This is a genomic window from Mycobacterium sp. UM_CSW, assembly GCF_000455205.1.
Classification (GTDB): domain Bacteria; phylum Actinomycetota; class Actinomycetes; order Mycobacteriales; family Mycobacteriaceae; genus Mycobacterium.
The window spans coordinates 78,418-100,603 of sequence record NZ_AUWQ01000004.1; the positions used below are offsets into that span (position 1 = coordinate 78,418).

22 protein-coding genes are annotated in these 22,186 nt (G+C 68.5%); 21 read left to right on the forward strand and 1 reads right to left on the reverse strand.

Going from position 1 to position 22,186, the window contains the following annotated elements; all coding sequences use genetic code 11:
* The first annotated feature begins 36 nt into the window (after positions 1 to 36).
* From N415_RS02350 to N415_RS02415, 14 genes are all read left to right on the forward strand, one after another.
* Positions 37 to 957, forward strand: a complete 921-nt coding sequence (locus tag N415_RS02350; protein WP_068176802.1) for an NAD(P)H-binding protein — start codon at positions 37 to 39, stop codon at positions 955 to 957.
* Positions 958 to 1,073: 116 nt separating this feature from the next.
* Complete coding sequence (locus tag N415_RS02355; protein ID WP_068176871.1) at positions 1,074 to 2,252, forward strand: CoA transferase; 1,179 nt, start codon at positions 1,074 to 1,076, stop codon at positions 2,250 to 2,252.
* 90 nt (positions 2,253 to 2,342) lie between these two features.
* A complete protein-coding gene (locus tag N415_RS02360; RefSeq protein ID WP_068176804.1) occupies positions 2,343 to 2,900 on the forward strand; it encodes a hypothetical protein in 558 nt (185 codons plus the stop codon).
* Positions 2,901 to 2,903: 3 nt separating this feature from the next.
* A complete protein-coding gene (locus N415_RS02365; RefSeq protein ID WP_068176806.1) occupies positions 2,904 to 3,608 on the forward strand; it encodes an NIPSNAP family protein in 705 nt (234 codons plus the stop codon).
* Complete coding sequence (locus N415_RS02370) at positions 3,605 to 4,816, forward strand: cytochrome P450 (RefSeq protein WP_068176808.1); 1,212 nt, start codon at positions 3,605 to 3,607, stop codon at positions 4,814 to 4,816. Before N415_RS02365 ends, N415_RS02370 begins: the two co-directional genes overlap by 4 nt.
* A 1-nt stretch (position 4,817) precedes the next feature.
* Entirely contained in the window at positions 4,818 to 5,795 is a 978-nt protein-coding gene (locus tag N415_RS02375) for a zinc-binding dehydrogenase (protein ID WP_068176810.1), read from the forward strand.
* On the forward strand, positions 5,792 to 6,529 hold the full coding sequence (locus N415_RS02380) for an aldolase/citrate lyase family protein (RefSeq protein WP_068176812.1): 738 nt from the start codon (positions 5,792 to 5,794) through the stop codon (positions 6,527 to 6,529). The genes N415_RS02375 and N415_RS02380 overlap by 4 nt, the downstream gene beginning before the upstream one ends.
* Complete coding sequence (locus tag N415_RS02385) at positions 6,526 to 6,918, forward strand: nuclear transport factor 2 family protein (protein WP_068176814.1); 393 nt, start codon at positions 6,526 to 6,528, stop codon at positions 6,916 to 6,918. The genes N415_RS02380 and N415_RS02385 overlap by 4 nt, the downstream gene beginning before the upstream one ends.
* Positions 6,915 to 7,643: an SDR family oxidoreductase gene (locus N415_RS02390; protein ID WP_081665031.1), complete on the forward strand. Its 729-nt coding sequence runs from the start codon at positions 6,915 to 6,917 to the stop codon at positions 7,641 to 7,643. Before N415_RS02385 ends, N415_RS02390 begins: the two co-directional genes overlap by 4 nt.
* The gene (locus N415_RS02395) at positions 7,625 to 9,106 is read left to right on the forward strand and encodes an NAD(P)/FAD-dependent oxidoreductase (RefSeq protein WP_068176820.1); all 1,482 of its coding nucleotides are present in this window, start codon (positions 7,625 to 7,627) and stop codon (positions 9,104 to 9,106) included. Before N415_RS02390 ends, N415_RS02395 begins: the two co-directional genes overlap by 19 nt.
* Complete coding sequence (locus N415_RS02400; RefSeq protein ID WP_068176822.1) at positions 9,103 to 10,053, forward strand: alpha/beta hydrolase; 951 nt, start codon at positions 9,103 to 9,105, stop codon at positions 10,051 to 10,053. The genes N415_RS02395 and N415_RS02400 overlap by 4 nt, the downstream gene beginning before the upstream one ends.
* A 19-nt stretch (positions 10,054 to 10,072) precedes the next feature.
* Positions 10,073 to 11,380, forward strand: coding sequence for a hydroxyacid-oxoacid transhydrogenase (locus N415_RS02405; protein WP_068176824.1), 1,308 nt, complete (start codon positions 10,073 to 10,075; stop codon positions 11,378 to 11,380).
* 3 nt (positions 11,381 to 11,383) lie between these two features.
* A complete protein-coding gene (locus N415_RS02410; RefSeq protein WP_068176826.1) occupies positions 11,384 to 11,839 on the forward strand; it encodes a thioesterase family protein in 456 nt (151 codons plus the stop codon).
* Positions 11,840 to 11,868: 29 nt separating this feature from the next.
* Complete coding sequence (locus tag N415_RS02415; RefSeq protein WP_068176827.1) at positions 11,869 to 12,303, forward strand: SRPBCC family protein; 435 nt, start codon at positions 11,869 to 11,871, stop codon at positions 12,301 to 12,303.
* A gap of 2 nt (positions 12,304 to 12,305) precedes the next feature.
* Here the strand turns inward: N415_RS02415 and N415_RS02420 are convergent, their stop codons facing one another.
* A complete protein-coding gene (locus tag N415_RS02420) occupies positions 12,306 to 12,986 on the reverse strand; it encodes a GntR family transcriptional regulator (protein WP_193376385.1) in 681 nt (226 codons plus the stop codon).
* 171 nt (positions 12,987 to 13,157) lie between these two features.
* Between N415_RS02420 and fadD5 the strand changes: the two genes are divergently transcribed.
* The 7 genes from fadD5 to N415_RS02455 form a co-directional block, all read left to right on the forward strand.
* The gene (gene fadD5, locus N415_RS02425; RefSeq protein ID WP_068176835.1) at positions 13,158 to 14,795 is read left to right on the forward strand and encodes a fatty-acid--CoA ligase FadD5; all 1,638 of its coding nucleotides are present in this window, start codon (positions 13,158 to 13,160) and stop codon (positions 14,793 to 14,795) included.
* 248 nt (positions 14,796 to 15,043) lie between these two features.
* On the forward strand, positions 15,044 to 15,850 hold the full coding sequence (locus N415_RS02430; protein ID WP_067157750.1) for an ABC transporter permease: 807 nt from the start codon (positions 15,044 to 15,046) through the stop codon (positions 15,848 to 15,850).
* 1 nt (position 15,851) lies between these two features.
* Entirely contained in the window at positions 15,852 to 16,721 is an 870-nt protein-coding gene (locus N415_RS02435) for an ABC transporter permease (protein WP_068176836.1), read from the forward strand.
* 2 nt (positions 16,722 to 16,723) lie between these two features.
* Entirely contained in the window at positions 16,724 to 18,070 is a 1,347-nt protein-coding gene (locus tag N415_RS02440) for an MCE family protein (protein ID WP_068176838.1), read from the forward strand.
* The gene (locus N415_RS02445; protein WP_068176840.1) at positions 18,067 to 19,107 is read left to right on the forward strand and encodes a virulence factor Mce family protein; all 1,041 of its coding nucleotides are present in this window, start codon (positions 18,067 to 18,069) and stop codon (positions 19,105 to 19,107) included. Before N415_RS02440 ends, N415_RS02445 begins: the two co-directional genes overlap by 4 nt.
* Positions 19,104 to 20,693 (forward strand): virulence factor Mce family protein, encoded by a 1,590-nt coding sequence (locus N415_RS02450; RefSeq protein ID WP_068176873.1) that lies wholly within the window; start codon positions 19,104 to 19,106, stop codon positions 20,691 to 20,693. Before N415_RS02445 ends, N415_RS02450 begins: the two co-directional genes overlap by 4 nt.
* The coding region (locus N415_RS02455; protein WP_068176842.1) for a virulence factor Mce family protein at positions 20,690 to 22,186 on the forward strand (1,497 nt) is incomplete at its 3' end. The genes N415_RS02450 and N415_RS02455, both read left to right, overlap by 4 nt.

Genomic DNA, 22,186 nt, shown 5'->3' on the forward strand with positions numbered 1-22,186 from the left:
TACTAACGCTATCGTTACTCAGCAAGGAGGCAGAAGATGCCATCGGATCCGCTGTTCCTCGTCACCGCCGCCACCGGCAACACCGGGGCGCCCACCGTGAAAATCCTGCTCGACGCGGGCCATCGGGTCCGCGCCTTCGTGCACCGCGTTGACCACCGCTCCGACGCGCTGGCCGCACTCGGCGCCGAGATCGTCGCGGGCGACCTGCTGGATTTCCGCTCCGTCAGCTCGGCCATGGCCGGTGTCGACGCCGCGTACTTCTGCTACCCGATCGCCCCGGGCACCCTGCTTCCGGCCACCGCGATCTTTGCCCAGGCCGCGAGCGAGGCCGGCGTCGACGCCGTCGTCAACATGTCGCAGATATCCGCCCGCAGGGACGCCAAAAGCAATGCGGCCCAGCAGCACTGGCTGGCCGAGCGGCTGCTCGATCGCGCCGCCTTCAAAACCACTCACCTGCGACCGACCTTCTTTGCCGAATGGCTGAAATGGCTATGGCAGCGCAACGACGACGGGGGTGTCCTGCGGCTGCCGTTCGGCACCGGACGACACGCCCCCATCTCCGGTTTCGACCAAGCCCGGGTGATCGCGGCGATCTTGCAAAATCCCGCGCCGCACGACCGCCAGGTCTACCCGCTCGTCGGCGACCACGAACTCGACCACTACGGCATCGCCGATGAAATCGCCGACACGCTCGGCATCCCGGTGCGCTACGAGCCGGTCGAGATCCCGGCCTTTGCGGCCGGCCTGACCGCCCAGGGCGCGACGGACTTCTTCGTCCAACACATCAGCAGCGTCGCCCAGGACTATCAGGACGGGATTTTCGCCGGCGAGAACAACCTCGTCGAGGTCATCAGCGGCCACAAGCCGATGACCGTCGCCGATTACGTCAACGCGAACCGCGCCGAGTTTGACCCCGATGGCCCGTTCGCGGCGCGCGACCAACGGCTGGCGAGCTGACTCGAACAGCATCGCAAGGTGATGATCGGGCGAATTTTGGCAGCGCGGACACCGGGTGGTAGGACCGGCGACCGGATCGGGCCCACTCCGCGGCGCGGATGATTAGGGTGCAAGCCATGGCCGGACCGGTGGAAGGCATCAGAGTCGTCGAGCTCGGGGTCTGGGTCGCGGGACCCGCGGCCGCCGGCATCCTGGCCGACTGGGGCGCCGACGTGGTCAAGATCGAGCCGCCCGCCGGTGACCCGGGGCGCATGTTCGGCCGGATGCTGGGCTGCGATCTCGGGGTCAACCCGCCGTTCGAAATGGACAACCGGTCCAAGCGCAGCATCGTCCTAGACCTCACCACCGACGCGGGGCGCGACACCGCGCTCGAATTGCTTTCCGACGCAGACGTTTTCATCACCAACGTCCGTCCGGGGGCGTTGCAGCGCCTGGGCCTGGACTACGCGACGCTGTCCGCCCGCAACCCCCGCCTGGTCTACGGCCTGATCACCGGGTACGGCGAGACCGGGCCGGATGCCGACCGCGCCGCCTACGACATCGCGGCGTTCTGGGCCCGCGCCGGCCTGGCCCACCTGCTCACCCGGCCCGGCGACACCCCGCCGTTCCAGCGGGGCGGCATGGGCGACCACGCGGCCGGCATGACTCTGGCCGCCGCCGTGTGCGCGGCGCTGGTCGCCCGCGATCGCACCGGCGCGGGCCAACTGGTGACCACCTCGCTGTACCGCCAGGGCGCCTACACCGTCAGCTTCGACCTGAACACCTACTTGCTGACCGGCCAACCGATCGCCGTTGGACAACGCGAGCAGATGGGCAACCCGGCCATGAACAACTACGCGGCGGGCGACGGCCGGCGGTTCTGGATCGTCGGGCTCGACGTCGACCGGCACTGGCCGCCGCTGTGTCGCGCCGTCGGCCGCCCCGAGTGGCTGGGCGATCCCCGATTCGCCGACGCCCGGGCCCGCGCCGCCAACGCCGCAGTGCTCGTCGCCGAGCTGGACCGGATCTTCGCGACCAAGTCGCTCGATGAGTGGGCGGAGGTCTTCGCGGGCGAACCCGACTTCTTCTGGTCGCCCGTCAACGCGCTCGAGGACGTGGTCGCCGACGAGCAGTTTCACGCCGCGGGCGGCTTGGTCGACGTGCCGGACGGCGCCCAACCAGGAGCCGCCGTCACCATGGTGGCCACGCCGGCGGACTTCCACGGCACGCCGTGGGCGCCGCGCTCCGTGGCGCCGGAACTTGGTCAGCACACCGACGAGGTGCTTGCCGAGCTCAAGGCGCGACGGGAGTCCTGAACCCGGCCGGGCGCCTTTACAAATTTCGCTCGAAGTGTCACGCTGTCCGGTGACAACAGCCCACCACGAGCGCCGCAGGAAACGCCAACGATGGTCACTCCAACGTTCGACATCAGCCACCACCGCCGGGTCGGTGCCGCACGAACGATCCGCGCGGACGGCGAACCCCTGCGGTATCGGCTGGACGTCGTCGCGGCCAGCGCCGCCGACGTCGTGCAATCGGCCGGGGGGTGGCTCTACGACCGGGTGATGGCCGGTTGGGAGGTGACCGCGCTGCTGCCGAACGGCGGCGATACCCGCTCGTTGCGGATCCTCGGCGTTCAGGCATTCGACGGCGAGGCGCGCCCGGACCTGGCCGCGTCGACAAGCCAGAGCCTGGCGGTCAGCGCCGAGGCGTTCGCCGCCGACGCGCGGGTGCGGGAAAAGGTGCTCAAGTCGCTGGGCGACTGGTGGACCGAGGTCGCGCTGTGGGGTGACGGCTGGCCCCTGGGCGTCGACCGCGCGATGACCCGGACGCAGCACGTGCTCAGCGCGGCGGCCCGCCGATTCAAGGGCTGTGCCCTTGCAGCGGCCGGATTGGCTTGCGATTCAGTCGATCCCACCGAGCCGCTGCTGTGCGACATGGCGGCGCTCTCGCGGCTCTCTTAGCCCATGAAGAAGTACTACGGCCACACCCTGCTCTACCTGCACGAGACCATCTCACTCGGATCAGGTCGAAGCGACGCCTTCACCGAAACCTTCAGCGGCACCTACCAGCCGATGATGGACGAGCTGGGCGCCCGGCTGTTCGCCATCTGGGAGACCACCCCGTACAACGGCCACTGGCCGCAGGTGACGATCATCTGGGAGATCGACGGATTCGCCGACTACGCCCGGATCGGCGCCGCCCAGGCGCGCGGTGGCAGCCACGAGGTCGCGGCCGGCAAGTGGTCGGAGTTCCTGGCCGGCATCGGCGCCTCGGGTGAGGGGCGAATCATGTACCCGGGTCCCAGCAACAAAACGCTGGCCCAGCTGCGCGAGGCGAATTTCGCTGCGCCGCTGGTGATTCAGGAGATCATGCAGACCAAGCCGGGCCGTCAGGACGATTACATCCGCGAGCTGGAGCGGCTCTACGTGCCATGGTCGGAGCGCACCGGCAAGCAGTGGCTGGGTTCGTTCACCACGACCTTCCGCTACAACGAGGTCATCCACTACTGGGCGCTGGACGGCGGCTGGGAGTGCTTCGCCAACCACTACCCGTCGTTCAAGGAGAACCCACCCGCCGAGCTCGTCACCTGGATGAGCGTGGCTCCGGCCCTGCGCGACGGCTGGGAGGACTCGATCCTGGCGGCCCTACCCCCGTCGCCACTGCAGTGAGCTTTTCGTACGACCCGTTCGACGCGGAAGTAATGGCAAATCCGTTGCCGTACTACCGGATTCTGCGCGACGAGCACCCGGTCTACTACATGCCGCAGTGGGACACTTACGCGCTGTCCCGCTTCGAGGACATCTGGCAGGTGCTCGAGGTCAACGACGGAACGTTCGTCGCGACGGAAGGCACGTTGCCGCCGGCGTCGGTGCTCGCTCTGCACAACGACGGGCCGCTCGACGATCCGCCGCTGCATCCGCTGCCGTTTCACGCCGTCTTCGACACCGACCTGTACGCCGAGATCCGGCGCGCGCACTCGGCGCCGTTGCGCCCGAGGTCGGTCGCCGGGCTGGAGGCCCGGATCCGCACGCTGGCCAACCAGCGCCTCGACGAGCTGCTGCCGCGCGGCTCCTTCGACCTGACCCAGGAGTACGGCGGCATCGTCGCGGCATCGATGGTATGCGGATTGCTGGGCCTGCCAGACGATCTCGCACCCCAAGTGCTGGCCGCGGTCAACGCCGGCAGTTTGGCCGAGCCCGGCGAGGGCGTCGACACCGCGCAAGCCCGGCCCAACTACCTCGAATACCTCACCCCGGTGGTCGAGGGCCGCCGCGCCGACTCCTCCGGCGATGCGCTACCGGTGGTCGACGGTCTGCTGGGCTATCGGTTGCCCGACGGCAGCGCCCTGTCCGACGTCGAAGTCGCCACCCAGATGCTCTGCATCTTCATCGGTGGGACCGAGACGGTGCCCAAGATCGTCGCCCACGGGCTGTGGGAGCTCAGCCGGCGGCCCGAGCAGATGGCCGCGGTGTGCGCCGACCCCGCCACCAACGTGCCGATCGCCCGCGAAGAGATGATCCGTTACTGTGCGCCGGCGCAATGGTTCGCCCGAACGGCGCGCAAGCCGTACACAATTCACGGCCAGACGATCGAGCCCGGCCAGCGCGTCATCACGCTGCTCGCGTCGGCCAGCCGCGACGAGCGCGAGTACGAGAACCCCGACGAATTCGTCTGGAACCGGCCCATCCGGCGCTCGCTGGCGTTTGGCCGCGGCCAGCACTTCTGCATCGGCTACCATCTGGCCCGGCTGGAAATCGATGTGCTGCTGACCGAGTGGCTACGCCGGGTGCCCGACTTCGCGATCCGGGGCGACGCCGCCACCCGGCTGCCGTCCAGCTTCCAGTGGGGATGGAACAAGATCCCGGTGGAGGTCTGACGTGTGGTCCTACCGGATCGTTGCTCCCTACCAGTTCGAGCGGACGACGATTCCCGACAAGACGCCGGAGCAGCTGGCCGACGGCCAAGTGCTGCTGCGGTTTTCGGCCGCCGGCGTCTGCGGCAGCGACCTGCCGGCCTTCCGCGGCAACAGGGGCCGGCTTCCGGGTGACGACGGGCGCAGCGCCGCCGAAAAGGACGGGTTCCCGATCCACGAGGTCGCCGGCGAGGTGATCGCCAGCCGTCACCCGGATCACCGTCCGGGCGACCGGGTGGTGGGCTGGGCATCCGGGTTCGACGGCCTGATGGAACGCGTGATCAGCGACGGCAACATGCTGGCGCCGTACGACCCGGCGCTCAGCCCGGCGGAGGCGATCGGCCTGCAACCGCTGGCCTGCGTCCTGTATGCGTGTGAACAGCTGCCGGACCTGGCCGGCCGGCACGTGGCGATCATCGGCCAGGGCTCGATCGGCCTGCTGTTCTCCTACGTCGTCAAGGCGGCGGGCGCCCGCCGGGTCACCGGGGTCGACCCCGTCGATCGCACCGGCCACGCAACGGCATTCGGCGTCGACGACGCGGTGCGCGCCACCAGCGACCGCTGGGTGAGCCAGCTTGCCCCCGCCGACCGAGCCGACGTCGTCATCGAAGCCGTCGGGCACCAGGTGGCCACCCTGGGGCACGCCATCGAAGCCGCCGCTCCCGGCGGCACCGTCTTCTATTTCGGCGTGGCCGACGACGAGGCCTACCCGATCAACATGCGCCTGATGCTGCGCAACAACCTGACGCTGAAATCCGGTGTGACCCTCGACCGGCGGCGGGTCTTGGACATCGCCGCCAAGTTCGCCGACGAGCATCCCGAGCTGCTCGGCACCTACCTCACCCACACCTTCGGCGTCCAAGACGTCCACGACGTGCAGGGCGCCTTCGACCTGGCCTGCCGGCCCGCGCCCGAGCGCATCAAGATCGCGATCGCCCAATGAGCGTCTTCGACGGCGACCGATCCCCCATCTGGGGTGGCTGGATCACCGGACCCACGCTGCTCGGCCCGGAGGAATTCGCCAGGGCCGGTTACGATTACGTCTGTTTCGACGCCCAGCACGGCTACATCGACGACGCGGACATCGCTAGCATGCTGCGGCGCCTCGAGCATGTGCCGATCGGCACGGCGGTGCGGCTGCCCAACGCCGACGCGGCGCCGATCGGGCGGGTGGCCGACGCGGGCGCCGACGCCGTCGTCATCGCGATGATCGAATCGGCGGACGAGGCCGCCGCCGCGGTGGCCGCCACCCGCTACCCGCCGGCGGGCGTCCGCAGCTTCGGCCCGCTGCGCGCCAGCCTGGGCCACGACCCGGCCACGCTGGAGTCCCGGGTCAGCGTGTTCGCGATGATCGAGACCGCGGCGGCGCTATCGGGCCTCGACGAGATCTGCGCCGTCAAAGGGCTGGCCGGGCTGTACATCGGGCCCGCCGACCTGGCCCTGTCGATGGGCGTGGACGTCGTTGGCGCGACCAAACATCCGGCGCTGCTCGACGCGATCGGCCGGATCCATCGCGCCGCCACCGAGGCGGGCCTGATCACCGGCACCCACGCGGGCGACGGCAAGACGGGCCGCGCCATGGCAGCGCTGGGCATCCGGATGATCACGCTGGCCGCCGAGTCGCAGGCCCTGCGGCGTGGCGCGGCCGAACACCTGCGCGAGGCCCGCGAACAGTGACCGAGACCGCAATACGCGAACTCATTGCCGCCTACGCGCTGGCGCTGGACGCCGGCAATGGCGATGAATGCGTGCAACTCTTCACCGCGAACGCCCAATTCCTGGTCTACGGAAAGTCTTTCGAAGGGCATGACGCGATCCGCAAAATGTTTCAGGACGCGCCACGCGGGCTGCACCTGACCGGGGTCTCGCGAATCGACGTGAATGGCGACACTGCCACTGCCCGATCGCAGGTGCTGTTCGTCCGCGCGGGTGACCTGCACCTGCGGCCCGCCCTCTACGACGACGAGCTGGTCCGGGTGGACGGCCGCTGGCGCTTTTCGCGCCGGCGCTGCCAATTCGTCACCAGCCGCGGCCTGTCCGACAGTCCCGAGGTGCCGTCATCGTGAGTCAACGCGTCGCACTGGTGACCGGCGCCGCCGGCGGGCAGGGCTGGGCCATGGCCAAGCGGCTGCGTTCGGCCGGCCATTCGGTGGCCGCCTGCGATCGTCGCGCCGACGAACTGGCCGCCGCGGTGGACGAATTGGGCGACGACGAGGTGATCGGGATCCCGCTCGACGTCACCTCCCCGGCGCAGTGGGAGGCGGCCGTCCGCACGGTCGTCGAGCGCTTCGGGTCGCTGAGCGCGCTGGTCAACAACGCTGGCGTGCTGCACCGGGCCTCGTTGGCCGACGAGACGCCCGAGGGATTCGAAAACGCATGGCGCGTCAACTGTTTCGGCGCCTTTCTCGGCATCCAGGCGACGCTGCCGCAGCTGCGTGCGGCCACGAACGCCGCCATCGTCAACATCTGCAGCACCGGGGCGATCCGCACCTTCCCGCGGCACAGCGCCTACGGCTCGTCCAAGTGGGCGCTGCGCGGCCTGACCCAAAACGCCGCGGCCGAGCTGGCCCCGTTCGGCATCCGGGTCAACGCGGTGTTCCCCGGCCCCATCGCGACCCCGATGCTCGACGACGCCACCCAGCTGCGGCTGGCCGCGTCGTCGGCGTTCGGACGCATCGGCCAACCGGCCGAGATCGCCGACGCGGTGGCGTTTCTGGTGTCCGAGGAGGCGTCGTTCATCACCGGCGCCGAACTGGTCGTCGACGGTGGGCAATGCCTGCAGATCCGGTGAGCGGCAACCTGTCGGTCGGCATCATCGGTGCCGGGCCCGGCGGCATGGCCCTGGGAATCCTGTTGGCCCAAGCCGGCTTCGGTGACTTCACCATCTTCGACCGCGAGGACGACGTCGGGGGCACCTGGCTGATCAACACGTATCCGGGGCTGGCGTGCGACGTCAAGTCGCACCTGTACTCCTACTCGTTCGATTTGAACTCGGACTGGTCGCGGCTGTGGCCCGCGCAGCCCGAGATCCTGGAGTATTTCCAGCGGTGCGCCGACAAGTACGGCCTGCGCCCGCACCTGAGGCTGCGCACCGAAATCGTCTCGGCGCGTTGGGAGGAAGACCACCAGCGGTGGTGCCTGACCACGGCGACCGGCGAACGGCACCACTTCAACGTCGTGGTGTCCGCCGTGGGGCTGTTCACCCGCCCCCTGTTCCCGGAGCTGGCCGAGGAGGAGCCGTTCACCGGCACGTTGATGCACTCCTCCCGATGGGATCATTCGGTCTCGCTCGAGGGCGCGCGGGTCGCCGTGCTGGGCACCGGATCGACGGCCTCGCAATTGCTGCCGGAATTGGCGAAGGTGGCCGACCGGGTTTACTCGGTGCAGCGGTCCCCGACCTGGATCCTGCCCAAGCCGGACCGGCCTTACACCGAACGCGAGCGCTGGCTTTTCGCCCACATACCGTTCGCCAAGAAGCTGTACCGCACCCGGCTGTGGCTGCGCAGCGAATCCAACATATCGGTGATAGAGCACGGCAGCGAAAAGACCGAGGAGTTCAAGGCGATCGCGCTGGGCATGCTCGAAAAGACCGTCGCCGACGAGGAATTGCGCCGCAAGCTGACCCCCGACCATCCGATGGGCTGCAAGCGGCTGGTGTTCTCCTCGGACTACCTGCCCACGCTGACCCGCCCCAACGTCGAGGTGCTGAGCAGCCCCGCGCGCTGCCTGCGCGCGCGCAGCCTGGTCACCGAGGACGGCACCGAACGCGACGTCGACGTCGTGGTGTGCGCGACCGGCTACGCCGCGGCCGATTACCTGGGCGAGCTGGACGTGTCCGGCGAGGGCGGGACGACGCTGCGCGAGGTGTGGCGCGACGGGGCCCACGCGTACTTCGGCATGGCCGTTCCCGGGTTCCCGAACTTCTTCATGCTGTACGGGCCGAATACCAATGTCGGTTCGAACAGCGTGATCTTCATGCTCGAAGCCCAGGCGCGCTACATCGTTCGGGCGCTGAAACACATGCGGCGCCGGGGCAAGACGTACGTCGCGGTGCGCCCCGCCGCGCTGGCGGCGTTCGTCGCCAAGGTCGACCGGTGGATGGTCGGCACGGTGTGGACCACCCAGTGCAGCAACTACTTCCGCGCCCCCAACGGCCGTGTGGTGACGCAGTGGCCGCGCAGTGCGCGTAGCTTCTGGGGAATGACGCGCAGATTCAGGCCCGCCGACTTCACTTTCCAGGCCCCGGCCGAATGACCGAACCCTACGGTCTGGACGGCTTCGAACGGCTGGATCGGGCCTTGCAGGCCGTCGCGACGACGCGAACCGACTTCTCTGCGGAGTCGATCGGGCTCCTTCGCGGGCCGTTCGACCAGCGCCGTCGGGAGGTCGCCGAACGCACCGACGCCCAGGGCGTCCGGATCACCGACGACGTCGTGGCGACCGAATCCGGCGGCGTGCCGGTGCGCATCTACCGTGGCGGCGAGGCGAACCCGGCGCCGGTTCCGGCACTCGTCTACTGCCACGCCGGCGGCTTCGCGCTGGGCAACCTGGACACCGATCACCGGCAGTGCGTCGAGCTGGCACGGCGCGGAGGTTGCACGGTGGTGTCCGTCGACTACCGGCTGGCGCCGGAGCACCCCTACCCGGCCGCGCTCGACGACGCGGTCGCGGTGCTGCGCTGGGTCGCGGCCACCGCGACGGAACTCGGCGTGGACCCGGCGCGCCTGGCGGTCGGGGGCAGCAGCGCCGGGGCCGCCCTGGCGGCGTGCCTGGCGCACGGCGCCGCCGACGGGTCGCTGCCCGCGGTCGTGTTCCAGCTGCTGCACCAGCCGGTGCTGGACGATCGCGAAACCGCGTCCAAGGCCGAGTTCTGCACCAGCCCCGCCTTCGACAGCGAGGCCGCGGAGCTGATGTGGCGTCACTACCTCGGTCCGGCGGCCGGACCGTCGGCCGCGGTGCCCGCCCGCCGAGGCCAATTCCGCGGTCTGCCACCGGCTTTGATCACCTGCGCGGAGATCGATCCCTTCCGCGACGAAGCCGTCGACTACGCGCTGCAGCTGTTGCGTGCCGGGGTCTCCGCCGAGCTGCACGTGTTTCCGCGGACCTGCCACGGCTTTGATTCGCTGTTGCCGGACTGGTCGGACTCCGAGCGGTTGTTCGCCCTGCAGGGCCAGGCGCTGCGGCGCGGGTGGCCCAGCTGATCGGCCTAGGATGGCACGGATGCCGTACTGCGATTACCCGATTGCTGCCGAGGACTGCGACGGCGCCTTCACCGTCGACGCGTCACGGGTGACCTTCGGACGCGGATGCCTCGCGGAGGTGGGCGATAGGGCGCGCGCCCTCGGGCTGCGGCGCGTGGCGTTGTTCACCGACGCCGGCGTCGCCGGGCTGCCCGTCTTCGCCACGACGCACGACTCGCTCGTCGCGGCCGGGCTGGACGTCGTCACCTATGCCGACGTCCACGTCGAACCGACCGACGCGTCCTTTTCCGACGCGGCCCGCTTCGCGCGGGAGTGCAACCCCGACGGCTACGTGTCGCTGGGCGGCGGCTCGGTGATCGACACCTGCAAGGCCGCCAACCTTTACGCAACCCATCCCGCCGACTTCCTCACCTATGTCAATGCGCCGATCGGCGAGAGCAAGCCCATACCCGGCCCGCTCAAGCCGCACCTCGCCTGCCCCACCACGGCCGGCACCGGCAGCGAGGTGACCGGCATCGCGATCTTCGACCTGGTGTCGCTGAAGGCCAAGACCGGAATCGCCTCGCACGCGCTGCGCCCCACCGAGGCCCTCGTCGATCCCGACTGCACCGCGAGCCTGCCCCCCGAGGTCGTCGCGTCGGCCGGGCTCGACGTGCTGTCGCACGCCCTGGAGTCCTACACCGCGCGGCCCTACGTGTTGCGGCGCGCCCCCGACCGGCCCAGCCTGCGGCCGATGAGCCAGGGCGCCAACCCGTGGAGCGACCTGGGTTGCCGCGAGGCGCTGCGCCTGCTGGGACGGTATCTGGAGCGCGCGACGCACGACGCCTCCGACAGCGAGGCCCGTGAGCAAATGATGTGGGCCGCAACGCTTGCCGGCATCGCGTTCGGCAATGCCGGCGTCCACGCGCCGCACGGCATGGCCTACGCGGTGGCGGGGCTGGTGCGTGACTTCCGCCCCACGGGTTACCCGCCCGACGAGCCGCTGGTGCCGCACGGCATGGCCGTCATCCTCAACGCGCCGTCGTCGTTCCGCTTCACCGCGCAGGCGAACCCGGGGCGGCACCTGGAGGGGGCGTGGCTGCTCGGCGCCGAGACGCGGGGCGCCGGCGCCGAGGACGCCGGCGAGGTGCTCGCCGACGAACTCATCCGGATCATGCGCGCGGTCGGAATGCCGAACGGGCTGAGCGGCGTCGGCTATACCGAAGACGACGCGACCGCCTTGACCGAGGGTGCCTACCCCCAGCAGCGCCTGCTGCAGAACGCCCCGCGGGAGATGACGAAACCGGTTCTGGGAGAGCTGTTTCGACAGGCCATGCGGTACTGGTAGACCATGGCCTCGACTCCGTCGGAGAACCTCACCAGCGCCGACTTCCCCGTGCTGTGGCCGGTGGGAACCCGGTGGGCCGACAACGACATGTTCGGCCACCTCAACAACGCGGTGTACTACCAACTGTTCGACACCGCGATCAACGCGTGGATCAACACCAGCGTCGGGATCGACCCGCTCGCCGCGCCCGCGCTGGGCATCGTCGCCGAGTCGGGCTGCCGCTACTTCTCCGAGCTGCATTTCCCGGAGGGCCTCACGGTGGGCCTCGCGGTGACGCGCCTCGGCCGCAGCAGCGTCACCTACCGGCTCGGCGTGTTCCGCGGCGACGACGGCGAACCGCAACCGATCACCGCGCTGGGGCACTGGGTGCACGTCTACGTCGATCGGACCAGCCGAAAGCCGGTGCCGATCCCCGACGCCATCCGCTCGCTGCTGGCGACAGCCAGCGTGGATCAATAGCGCGTCCGGTCGCCCGATAGGCTTGCGCGATGCCAGTTTTGAGCAAGACCGTCGAGGTCAGTGCCAACGCCGCGGCGATCATGGGCATCGTCGCCGATTTCGAGCGCTACCCGGAGTGGAACGAGGAGATCAAGGGCCTGTGGGTGCTCGCCCGCTACGACGACGGGCGGCCCAGCCAGGTGCGGCTCGACGCCGATTACCAAGGCATGCAGGCCACGTTCATCCAGGCGATCTATTACCCGGGGGAAAACCAGATCCAGACCGTCCTGCAGCAGGGCGACCTGTTCTCCAAGCAGGAGCAGCTGTTCAGCGTCGTGGAAACCGGGGCGGCGAGCCTGCTGACGGTGGACATGGACGTGGAGACGACGCTGCCGGTCCCCGCGCCGATGGTGAAATCGCTGGCCGGCAACGTGCTCGACCATCTCGCCGAGAACCTCAAGCAGCGCGCCGAGCAGCTGGGCTGAGCTCAGTCGAAGCTTCCGGCCCGGTTCAGCATCACGGTCAGCCGGGCCGCCGCGTCGGTGAACTGCCAGACGGTGTGCTCGATGACGGCGTCCGCGTCGCGTCGGCGCAGCGCCGCGATCAACTCCCGGTGGTGGGCGACCGTGGCCGCGCCCCATTCCGGGTCCGCCGCGTACACCTCCGCCGGCATGTAGCGCGCGGCGTTGAGCAGGAACCAGGACAGCTTGATCCGGCCGCTGGCCTGGTTGAAGACGCGATGGAATGCGAACTCGATGCCCGCGATGGTGGTGGGCTCGCTGGAGCCGACGGCCGCTTCCAGTGCTTTGTTGATGCGGTCCAGCTCGTCGATCTCGGCGTCGGTGATGTGGTCGGTGGCCGCGGCGGCCAACTGCTGGGCGATCGTCGATTGCAGCCAGAAGATGTCCTCGATGTCCTGCCGGCTCAGCGGCAGCACGACGTGGCCGCGGTGCGGTTCCAACTGCACCATGCCCTCGCCGCGCAACTTCAGCAGGGCCTCGCGCACCGGCGTGACGCTGACCCCGAGCTCGGCCGCGGTCTCGTCGAGGCGGATGAAGGTGCCGGGGCGCAACGTCCCGGACATGATCGCCGCGCGCAGGTGGGCCGCAACCTCGTCGGAAAGCTGCGCCCGGCGCAGTGGCCGCCGGGTCCTCGGCTTGGTCGACATCGGTGCGTTCACGCGGGCTGCCAGGGCTTTCGCGGGATGGGCGGGTCTTGGGCTGGTCTTGTCTGGTCTTGTCAGAGCGGCACTAAAGCCATAATGTGACCCACGTAACACCAAGTTTTATCAAATATCAAGCTGGCGCAAGCGGTGCCTGAGGTAAAGGGGAGACAGCAGTTGACCGCGCAATTGGCCAATCTGGCCCAGGCCACCGAGCAGCCATACCTGGCCCGGCGGCAGAACTGGGTCAACCAATTGGAGCGGCACGCGCTGATGCAACCGACCGCGACGGCGCTGCGGTTCCTCGGCAACACGATCACCTGGCAGGGCCTGCACCACCGGGTCACGGCGCTGGCCGATGCGCTGAGTCGCCGGGGCGTCGGCTTCGGCGACCGGGTCATGATCCTCATGCTCAACCGCCCCGAATTCGTCGAGTCGGTCCTGGCCATCAACTCGCTGGGCGCCATCGCGGTCCCGCTCAACTTCCGGCTCACCTCGGCCGAGATCGTCTTCCTGGTCGAGGACTGCGAGGCCCGGGTGCTGATCACCGAATCGGTGCTCGCCCCGGTGGCCACCGGGGTGCGCGACATCCAGCCGATGCTCGACACCATCGTGGTCGCCGGCGCGGCAACCGACAACGGCGTCTTCGGCTACGAAGACCTCATCGACGAGCCCGGCGAGACGCACGGGCCGGTCGACATCCCGACCGATTCGCCCGCGCTGATCATGTACACCTCGGGCACCACCGGCCGGCCCAAGGGCGCGGTGCTGACCCACGCCAACCTGACCGGCCAGACGATGACCGGCCTGTACACCATGGGCGCCGATATAAATAGCGACGTCGGTTTCGTCGGTGTCCCGTTCTTCCACATCGCGGGCGTCGGCAACATGCTGACGTCGATGTTGCTCGGTGTGCCGACCGTGATCTACCCGCTGGGGGCGTTCGACCCGGGCCAGCTGCTCGACGTGCTGGCGGCGGAGAAGGTCACCGGACTGTTCCTGGTTCCGGCGCAGTGGCAGGCGGTGTGCGCGGAGCAGCGGGCGCGGCCCCGCGATCTGAGGTTGCGGGTCATGTCGTGGGGGGCCGCCCCGGCGACGGACGCGCTGCTGCGGGAGATGTCGGCGACGTTCCCCGGGACCCAGATACTGGCCGCCTTCGGCCAGACCGAGATGTCGCCCGTCACCTGCATGCTGCTCGGCGAAGACGCGATCCGGAAGCGCGGCTCGGTGGGCAAGGTGATCCCCACGGTCAGCGCGCGGGTGGTCGACGAGAACATGAACGACGTCCCCGTCGGCGAGGTCGGCGAAATCGTCTACCGCGCACCGACGTTGATGAGCGGCTACTGGAACAACCCCCAGGCCACCGCGGAGGCCTTCGCCGGTGGTTGGTTCCATTCGGGGGATCTGGTCCGGATGGACGAGGACGGCTACGTCTGGGTGGTGGACCGCAAGAAGGACATGATCATCTCCGGCGGCGAGAACATCTACTGCGCCGAGGTCGAGAACGTTCTCGCCGGCCATCCCCAGATCGTCGAAGTCGCCGTCATCGGCCGGGCCCACGAGAAGTGGGGCGAGGTGCCGATCGCGGTTGCTGCGGTCACCGGCGAGCAGCTGCGGCTGGAGGACTTGGGTGAGTTCCTGGCCGAGCGGCTCGCGCGGTACAAGCATCCGAAGGCGCTCGAGATCGTCGATGCACTGCCGCGCAATCCGGCCGGAAAGGTGCTCAAGACTGAGCTACGGGTTCGCTACGGGGCCGTCAATATTAGCGAAAGCGGTTCCGCGGCAAGGGATTTGACCATGCGAGGGGAAGGCTGATGGACACTGTAACGTTTGCCCGCTGTTGACGAAGGGTTAATTGTGCGGATGCAGTTCACACGCTCAAGGCCATCGGGTACATTCCTGTGGTCTCCGTTACTACTTGCGGGTAGGGAGCCGATGGTCACAGACACATGGTCGGGGCGAGCTGGGGGTGCCCCCGACCGCGGGACGGAGAGGGGGCGGCGCGTGCGACTCGTTTCGCTGCGAACCCCCGGGGCACACGAGGTCGAGGTGAGGGGGAGCCGGTGACTTCGACGACGGATCGTCCGCACCTGGTCGGCTACCTGCGCGACCAGCTGGAGACGCCGCTGACGCTCATCGGTGGATTCTTCCGGATGTGCGTTCTCACCGGTAAGGCGCTGTTCCGCTGGCCCTTCCAATGGCGCGAATTCGTCCTGCAGTGCTGGTTCATCATGCGGGTGGCTTTCCTGCCGACCATCTTCGTCTCGATCCCGCTGACCGTGTTGCTGATCTTCACCCTCAACGTGTTGCTGGCCCAATTCGGCGCCGCGGACCTGTCCGGTGCCGGCGCCGCCATCGGCGCGGTGACCCAGCTCGGGCCGCTGACCACGGTGCTGGTGGTCGCCGGCGCCGGATCCACCGCGATTTGCGCGGACCTGGGTGCCCGCACCATCCGCGAGGAGATCGACGCGATGGAGGTGCTCGGCATCGACCCCATCCACCGCCTGGTGGTGCCCCGGGTGATCGCCGCGACCCTGGTCGCCACGCTGCTCAACGGCCTGGTGATCACCGTCGGGCTGGTGGGCGGCTACCTGTTCGGGGTGTACCTGCAGAACGTGTCGGGCGGGGCCTACCTCGCGACCCTGACCACCATCACGGGCCTGCCGGAGGTGGTCATCGCGACGGTCAAGGCCGCCATGTTCGGGCTCATCGCCGGCCTGGTCGGCTGTTTCCGCGGCCTGACCGTGCGTGGCGGCTCCAAGGGCCTGGGCACCGCCGTCAACGAAACCGTGGTGCTGTGCGTGGTCGCGCTGTACGCGGTCAACGTGGTGCTGACCACCATCGGCGTGCGATTCGGAACGGGGCGCTGACATGTCGATCGGCACCGTGACGCGGGGCGTCCATCCCCGCTTAGTCGAGAATCTCAGCCGCTACGGGGGTGCCTTCGGCCGGGGGCTGGACGACATCGGGCAGATGGCCTGGTTCGGCGTGGTGGCCCTCGGGCACATCCCGCACGCGCTGCGCAACTACCGCAAGGAGACCCTGCGGCTCATCGCCCAGATCGGCATGGGCACCGGCGCGATGGCCGTCGTCGGCGGCACCGTCGCGATCGTCGGCTTCGTGACCCTGTCCGGCAGCTCCCTGGTCGCCATCCAGGGGTTCGCCTCGCTGGGCAACATCGGCGTCGAGGCGTTCACCGGCTTCTTCGCCGCGCTGATCAACGTGCGCATCGCCGCGCCCGTCGTCACCGGCATCTCGATGGCCGCCACGGTCGGCGCCGGCGCCACCGCGGAGTTGGGGGCCATGCGGATCAGCGAGGAGATCGACGCGCTGGAAGTGATGGGCATCAAGTCGATTTCGTTCCTGGCGACCACCCGCATCATGGCCGGGCTGGTGGTGATCATTCCGCTCTACTCGCTCGCGATGATCATGTCGTTCCTGTCCCCGCAGATCACCACGACGGTGCTCTACGGCCAGTCCCACGGCACCTACGAGCACTACTTCCGGACGTTCCTGCGCCCCGACGACGTGTTCTGGTCGTTCGTGGAGGCCATCCTCATCACGGCCGTCGTGATGATCACCCACTGCTTCTACGGCTACAACGCCGGCGGCGGGCCCGTCGGCGTGGGCGAGGCCGTCGGCCGGTCGATGCGCTTCTCGCTGGTGTCGGTGCAGGTTGTCGTTTTGGCCGCCGCGTTGGCGCTCTACGGCGTCAACCCCAACTTCGCATTGACGGTGTAGCCATGACCAACCCAGGCGCCCCCGGCAAGGTCAACCCACCCCGCAACCCGCCGTACAAGTTGGCCGGGGTCGCACTGATCGTCGCCGCCGCCGTCGCACTCGTCCTGGTGTACGGGCAGTTCCGGGGCGACTTCACCAAGAAAGAACACCTGACGATGGTGGCCGCCCGGGCCGGCCTGGTGATGGACCCCGGCTCGAAGGTCACCTACAACGGGGTGGAGATCGGCCGGGTGGCCAAGATCTCGGAGATCTTCAAGGACGGCAAGCCGGCGGCCAAGTTCAACCTGGACGTCTACCCGCGCTACCTCAAGCTGATCCCGGCCAACGTGAACGCCGACATCAAGGCCACCACGGTGTTCGGCGGCAAGTACGTGTCGCTGACGACGCCGAAAAACCCGTCGCCGCAACGGATCACGCCGCAGACCGTGATCGACGCCCGCTCGGTGACGACCGAGATCAACACGCTGTTCCAGACCATCACCGAGATCGCGCAGCAGGTGGATCCGGTGAAGCTGAACCTGACGCTGAGCGCCGCCGCGCAATCGCTGGCCGGGCTGGGCGACCGGGTCGGGCAGTCGATCGTGAACGCCAACGCGATCCTCGACGACGTCAACCCGCAGCAGCCCCAGGTCCGTCATGACATCCAGGCGCTGGCGGCTCTGGGCGACACCTACGCCAACGCGGCGCCGGACCTGATCGACTTCCTGGACAAGTCGGTGGTCACCGCGCGCTCGATCAACGCGCAGCAGAAGGACCTGGATCAGGCGCTGTTGTCGGCCGCCGGGTTCGGTAACACCGGGGCGGACATCTTCGAGCGCGGCGGGCCGTACCTGGCGCGCGGGGCCAAGGACCTGGTGCCGACCGCCGAGCTGCTGGACACCTACAGCCCCGAGCTGTTCTGCACGGTCCGCAACTACCACGACATCGAACCCATCGCCCGGTCGTTCCTCGGCGGCAACGGCTATTCCCTCAACGCCGACACGAAGCTGCTCTCCGGGCTGGGCCTGCTGCTCAACCCGGTGTCGGCGATCACCCTCGTCGGCCTGATCGGGATCTTCGCGCTGCCCACCCAGGGACTGGCGGGCCTGGGCAACATCGCCACGCTGATCGGCGGTGCGCCCAACCCGTACATCTGGCCGGAGAACCTGCCCCGGGTGAATGCGCGCGGCGGACCGGGGGGCGCGCCGGGTTGCTGGCAGCACATCACCCATGACCTCTGGCCCGCACCCGAGTTGGTGATGGACTCCGGCAACAGCATCGCGCCGTACAACCACCTCGACACCGGTTCGCCGTATGCGATCGAGTACGTCTGGGGCCGCCAGGTAGGGGATAACACGATCAACCCATGAAAATCACCGGTACCATCGTCCGACTCAGCATCTTCTCGCTGGTGCTGCTGGTCTTCACTGTGATGATCGTCGTGGTCTTCGGCCAGATGCGGTTCGACCGCACCAACAAGTACTCGGCCGAGTTCACCAACGTCAGCGGGCTGCGGCAGGGCCAGTTCGTCCGCGCGTCCGGGGTGGAGATCGGCAAGGTCGACTCGGTGAAGCTGGTGGACGGCGGCAGGCGGGCGCGGGTGGACTTCAACGTCGACCGCTCAATCCCGCTCTATCAGTCGACGACGGCGCAGATCCGCTACCTCGACCTGATCGGAAACCGGTATCTGGAGCTCAAACGCGGCGAGGGCGAGGGCTCCGAGAAGGTGCTACCGCCGGGCGGATTCATCCCCGCGTCGCGGACGTCGCCGGCGCTTGACCTCGACGCGCTGATCGGTGGGTTCAAGCCGCTGTTTCGGGCGCTGGACCCGCAGAAGGTCAACACCATCGCGACGGCGCTCGTCACGGTGTTCCAGGGTCAGGGCGGGACCATCAACGACATCCTCGACCAGACCGCGCAGCTGACCAACCAGCTCGGCGAGCGCGACCAGGCGATCGGCGAGGTGGTCAAAAACCTGAACATCGTGCTGGACACCACGGTTCGGCATCGCCAGCAATTCGATCAGACCGTCAACAACCTGGAGGTCCTGATCACCGGGCTGAAGGGCCACAGCGAGCAATTGGCGGGCGGGACCGCGCACATCAGCAACGCCGCGGGCACGGTGGCCGACCTGCTGGCCGAGGACCGGGGGTTGCTGCACAGCACGCTGAACTACCTGGACGCCGTTCAGCAGCCGCTCATCGATCAGCGCGAGCAGCTGAACGATTTCATCCACAGGGTGCCGACGGCGCTGAACATGATCGGGCGCACCATCGGCTCCTACGGTGACTTCGTCAACTTCTACGCCTGCGACATCACGCTCAAGATCAACGGGTTGCAGGCGGGTGGCCCGATTCGGACGGTCAAGCTCTTCAACCAGCCGACGGGCAGGTGCACGCCGCAATGAGAACGCTGGAACCCCCCAACCGGATGCGCATCGGCGTGATGGGCATCCTCGTGACGCTGCTGGTCGTCGGTGTCGGCCAGAGCTTCACGAGCGTGCCCATGCTGATGGCCAAGCCGCACTACTACGGGCAGTTCACCGACTCCGGCGGCCTGACCAAGGGCGACAAGGTGCGCATCGCCGGCTTCGACGTCGGCAAGGTGGAGAGCCTCGACATCGACGGCGACCACGTCCTGATCAAGTTCAATATCGGCACCGAAAGCATCGGCACCGAAAGCCGGCTGGCGATCAAGACGGACACCATCCTGGGCAAGAAGGTCCTCGAGATCGAGAACCGGGGCACCAAGCAGCTGCGACCCGGCGACTCGCTGCCGATCGGTCAGAGCACCACGCCCTATCAGATCTACGACGCGTTCTTCGACGTGACGAAGGCCGCCAGCGGGTGGGACATCGACACGGTCAAGCAGTCGTTGCACGTGCTTTCGGAGACCATCGACCAGACCTATCCGCACCTGAGCGCCGCGCTCGACGGGGTGGCCAAGTTCTCCGACACGATCGGCAAGCGCGACGAGCAGATCAAGCACCTGCTCGCCCAGTCCAACCAGGTGGCCAGCATCCTGGGTGACCGCGCCGACCAGGTCGACCGGTTACTGGTGAACACGAAGATCTTGCTGGCCGCTTTCAACGAGCGCGGCCAGGCCATCAACGCGCTGCTGAGCAACATCGCCGCCTTCTCCGAACAGATCAAAGGGTTCATCAACGACAACCCCAACCTGAACCACGTGCTGGAACAGCTGCGCACGGTCAGCGACATCCTGGTCCAGCGCAAGGACGACCTCGCCGAAGGTTTCACCGAGGTCGGCAAGTTCCTCCCGTCGCTCAATGAGGCCATCGCGTCGGGGCCGTTCTTCAAGGTGGTGCTGCACAACCTGTTCCCCGGTCAGATCGTGCAGCCGTTCGTCGACGCGGCGTTCAAGAAGCGCGGCATCGATCCGGAGAACTTCTGGCGCAGCGCGGGTCTGCCGGAATTCCGGTGGCCCGACCCGAACGGCACCCGCCAGCCCAACGGCGCGCCACCGCCGGCGCCGCCGGTGCTGGAGGGCACGCCGGATCACCCGGGTCCGGCCGTCCCGCCCGGGTCGCCGTGCTCGTACACGCCGGCCAACCCCGGCGGCAACGTCACCGTCGGCGACGAGGGTCTGCCGCGGCCGTGGAACCCGTTGCCGTGCGCGGGCGCGGGCATCGGACCGTTCGGTGGGGTCGGCTTCCCGGCGCCGGTCGACGTCCAGACGTCGCCGCCCAATCCCGACGGCCTGCCGCCCACCCCGGGCATCAACATCGCGGGGCGCCCGGGTGACCCGCCGCCCAACGTTCCGGGCACTCCGGTGCCGCTGCCGGCGCAGGCGCCGCCGGGCGCACGCACCGAGAACCTGGGACCGGCCGGCCCGACGCCGCCGCCGTCGACGTTCGCGCCGGCCCTGCCGCCCGGACCGCCGGCACCGCCCGGGCCGGGGATCCAGCTGCCGGCGCCGTTCATCAACCCCGGCGGCACGGGAGGTAGCGGCATCACGGGAGGTAGCCAGAATTGAGCACCATCTTTGATGTTCGCAACATCCGGCTGCCGAGGCTGACGAGGACGTCGGTGATCATCGGCTCGCTGGCGATCGTGTTGGCCCTGGTTCTCGGCTACGCCGGCTGGCGGCTGTATCAGAAGCTGACGAATAACACCGTGGTGGCCTACTTCCCGGCCGCCAACGCGCTGTACGCCGGCGACAAGGTGCAGATCATGGGGCTGCGGGTGGGCGCGATCGACAAGATCGAGCCGGCCGGCGACAAGATGAAGGTCACCTTCCACTACCAGAACAAGTACAAGGTGCCGGCCAGCGCGTTGGCGGTGATCCTCAACCCCACCCTGGTCGCCTCGCGCGCGATCCAGCTGGAGCCGGTCTACAAGGGCGGCCCGGTGCTTGCCGACAACGCGGTGATCCCCGAAGACCGCACCCAGGTGCCGGTGGAGTGGGACGAACTGCGCAACAGCGTCACCAACATCATCTCCAAGCTGGGCCCCACACCCGAGCAGCCCAAGGGTCCGTTCGGTGAGGTCATCGAGTCGTACGCGAACGGGCTGGCCGGCAAGGGCAAGCAGTTCAACACGACGCTGAACAGCCTGTCGCAGGCGCTGACGGCGCTCAATGAAGGTCGCGGCGACTTCTTCGCGGTGGTGCGCAGCCTGGCCCTGTTCGTCAACGCGCTGCACCAGGATGACCGGCAGTTCGTCGCGCTGAACGAGAACCTGGCGGATTTCACCGGGCGGCTCGCGAGCTCGGACGGCGCCCTGGCCGACGCGATCCAACAGTTCGACGGCCTGCTCAAGACGGTGCGTCCTTGGCTGGACCAGAACCGCGAGGTGCTGACCCACGACATCAACAACCTGGCGACGGCGACGAACGCGCTGCTGCAACCGGATCCGCTGAACGGGCTGGAGACCGCGCTGCACGTGCTGCCGACGGCCGCGGCGAACATCAACCAGATCTATCACCCGACGCACGGTTCAGTGGTGGCCGTTCCGGCGATCACCAACTTCGCCAACCCGATGCAGTTCATCTGCAGCTCGATCCAGGCCGGCAGCCGGCTCGGTTACCAGGAGTCCGCCGAGCTGTGCGCGCAATATCTGGCGCCGATCCTCGACGCGATCAAGTTCAACTACCTGCCGTTCGGCCTGAACGTTGCCAGCACGGCCGAGACGCTGCCCAAGGACGTCGCCTACTCCGAGCCGCGCCTGCATCCGCCGGACGGATATAAGGACACGACGGTCCCCGGCATCTGGTCGCCGGACACGCCGACGTCGCACCGCAACACCCAACACGGGTGGATCGTGGCCCCCGGCATGCAGGGACAGCAGGTCGGACCGATCACCGCGGGCCTGATGACGCCCGAGTCGCTGGCCGAACTCATGGGTGGGCCCAACATTCCGCCCGTGCAGTCGACGCTGCAGACTCCGCCCGGGCCGCCGAACGCCTACGACGAGGGCCCCTCGCCGGTGATCGGTCAGAACCCGCCGCAGGTGCCGATCCCGCCGCCG

What these genes read in the sequence shown, in the direction of transcription:
- N415_RS02410 (WP_068176826.1), top strand. Translation starts at nt 11,384, where the DNA reads ATGGCCTCGACTCCGTCGGAGAACCTCACCAGCGCCGACTTCCCCGTG.
- N415_RS02350 (WP_068176802.1), top strand. Translation starts at nt 37, where the DNA reads ATGCCATCGGATCCGCTGTTCCTCGTCACCGCCGCCACCGGCAACACC.
- N415_RS02355 (WP_068176871.1), top strand. Translation starts at nt 1,074, where the DNA reads ATGGCCGGACCGGTGGAAGGCATCAGAGTCGTCGAGCTCGGGGTCTGG.
- N415_RS02415 (WP_068176827.1), top strand. Translation starts at nt 11,869, where the DNA reads ATGCCAGTTTTGAGCAAGACCGTCGAGGTCAGTGCCAACGCCGCGGCG.
- N415_RS02405 (WP_068176824.1), top strand. Translation starts at nt 10,073, where the DNA reads ATGCCGTACTGCGATTACCCGATTGCTGCCGAGGACTGCGACGGCGCC.
- N415_RS02440 (WP_068176838.1), top strand. Translation starts at nt 16,724, where the DNA reads ATGACCAACCCAGGCGCCCCCGGCAAGGTCAACCCACCCCGCAACCCG.
- N415_RS02380 (WP_068176812.1), top strand. Translation starts at nt 5,792, where the DNA reads ATGAGCGTCTTCGACGGCGACCGATCCCCCATCTGGGGTGGCTGGATC.
- N415_RS02420 (WP_193376385.1), bottom strand. Translation starts at nt 12,986, where the DNA reads ATGTCGACCAAGCCGAGGACCCGGCGGCCACTGCGCCGGGCGCAGCTT.
- N415_RS02365 (WP_068176806.1), top strand. Translation starts at nt 2,904, where the DNA reads ATGAAGAAGTACTACGGCCACACCCTGCTCTACCTGCACGAGACCATC.
- N415_RS02445 (WP_068176840.1), top strand. Translation starts at nt 18,067, where the DNA reads ATGAAAATCACCGGTACCATCGTCCGACTCAGCATCTTCTCGCTGGTG.
- N415_RS02395 (WP_068176820.1), top strand. Translation starts at nt 7,625, where the DNA reads ATGCCTGCAGATCCGGTGAGCGGCAACCTGTCGGTCGGCATCATCGGT.
- N415_RS02435 (WP_068176836.1), top strand. Translation starts at nt 15,852, where the DNA reads ATGTCGATCGGCACCGTGACGCGGGGCGTCCATCCCCGCTTAGTCGAG.
- N415_RS02400 (WP_068176822.1), top strand. Translation starts at nt 9,103, where the DNA reads ATGACCGAACCCTACGGTCTGGACGGCTTCGAACGGCTGGATCGGGCC.
- N415_RS02450 (WP_068176873.1), top strand. Translation starts at nt 19,104, where the DNA reads ATGAGAACGCTGGAACCCCCCAACCGGATGCGCATCGGCGTGATGGGC.
- N415_RS02360 (WP_068176804.1), top strand. Translation starts at nt 2,343, where the DNA reads ATGGTCACTCCAACGTTCGACATCAGCCACCACCGCCGGGTCGGTGCC.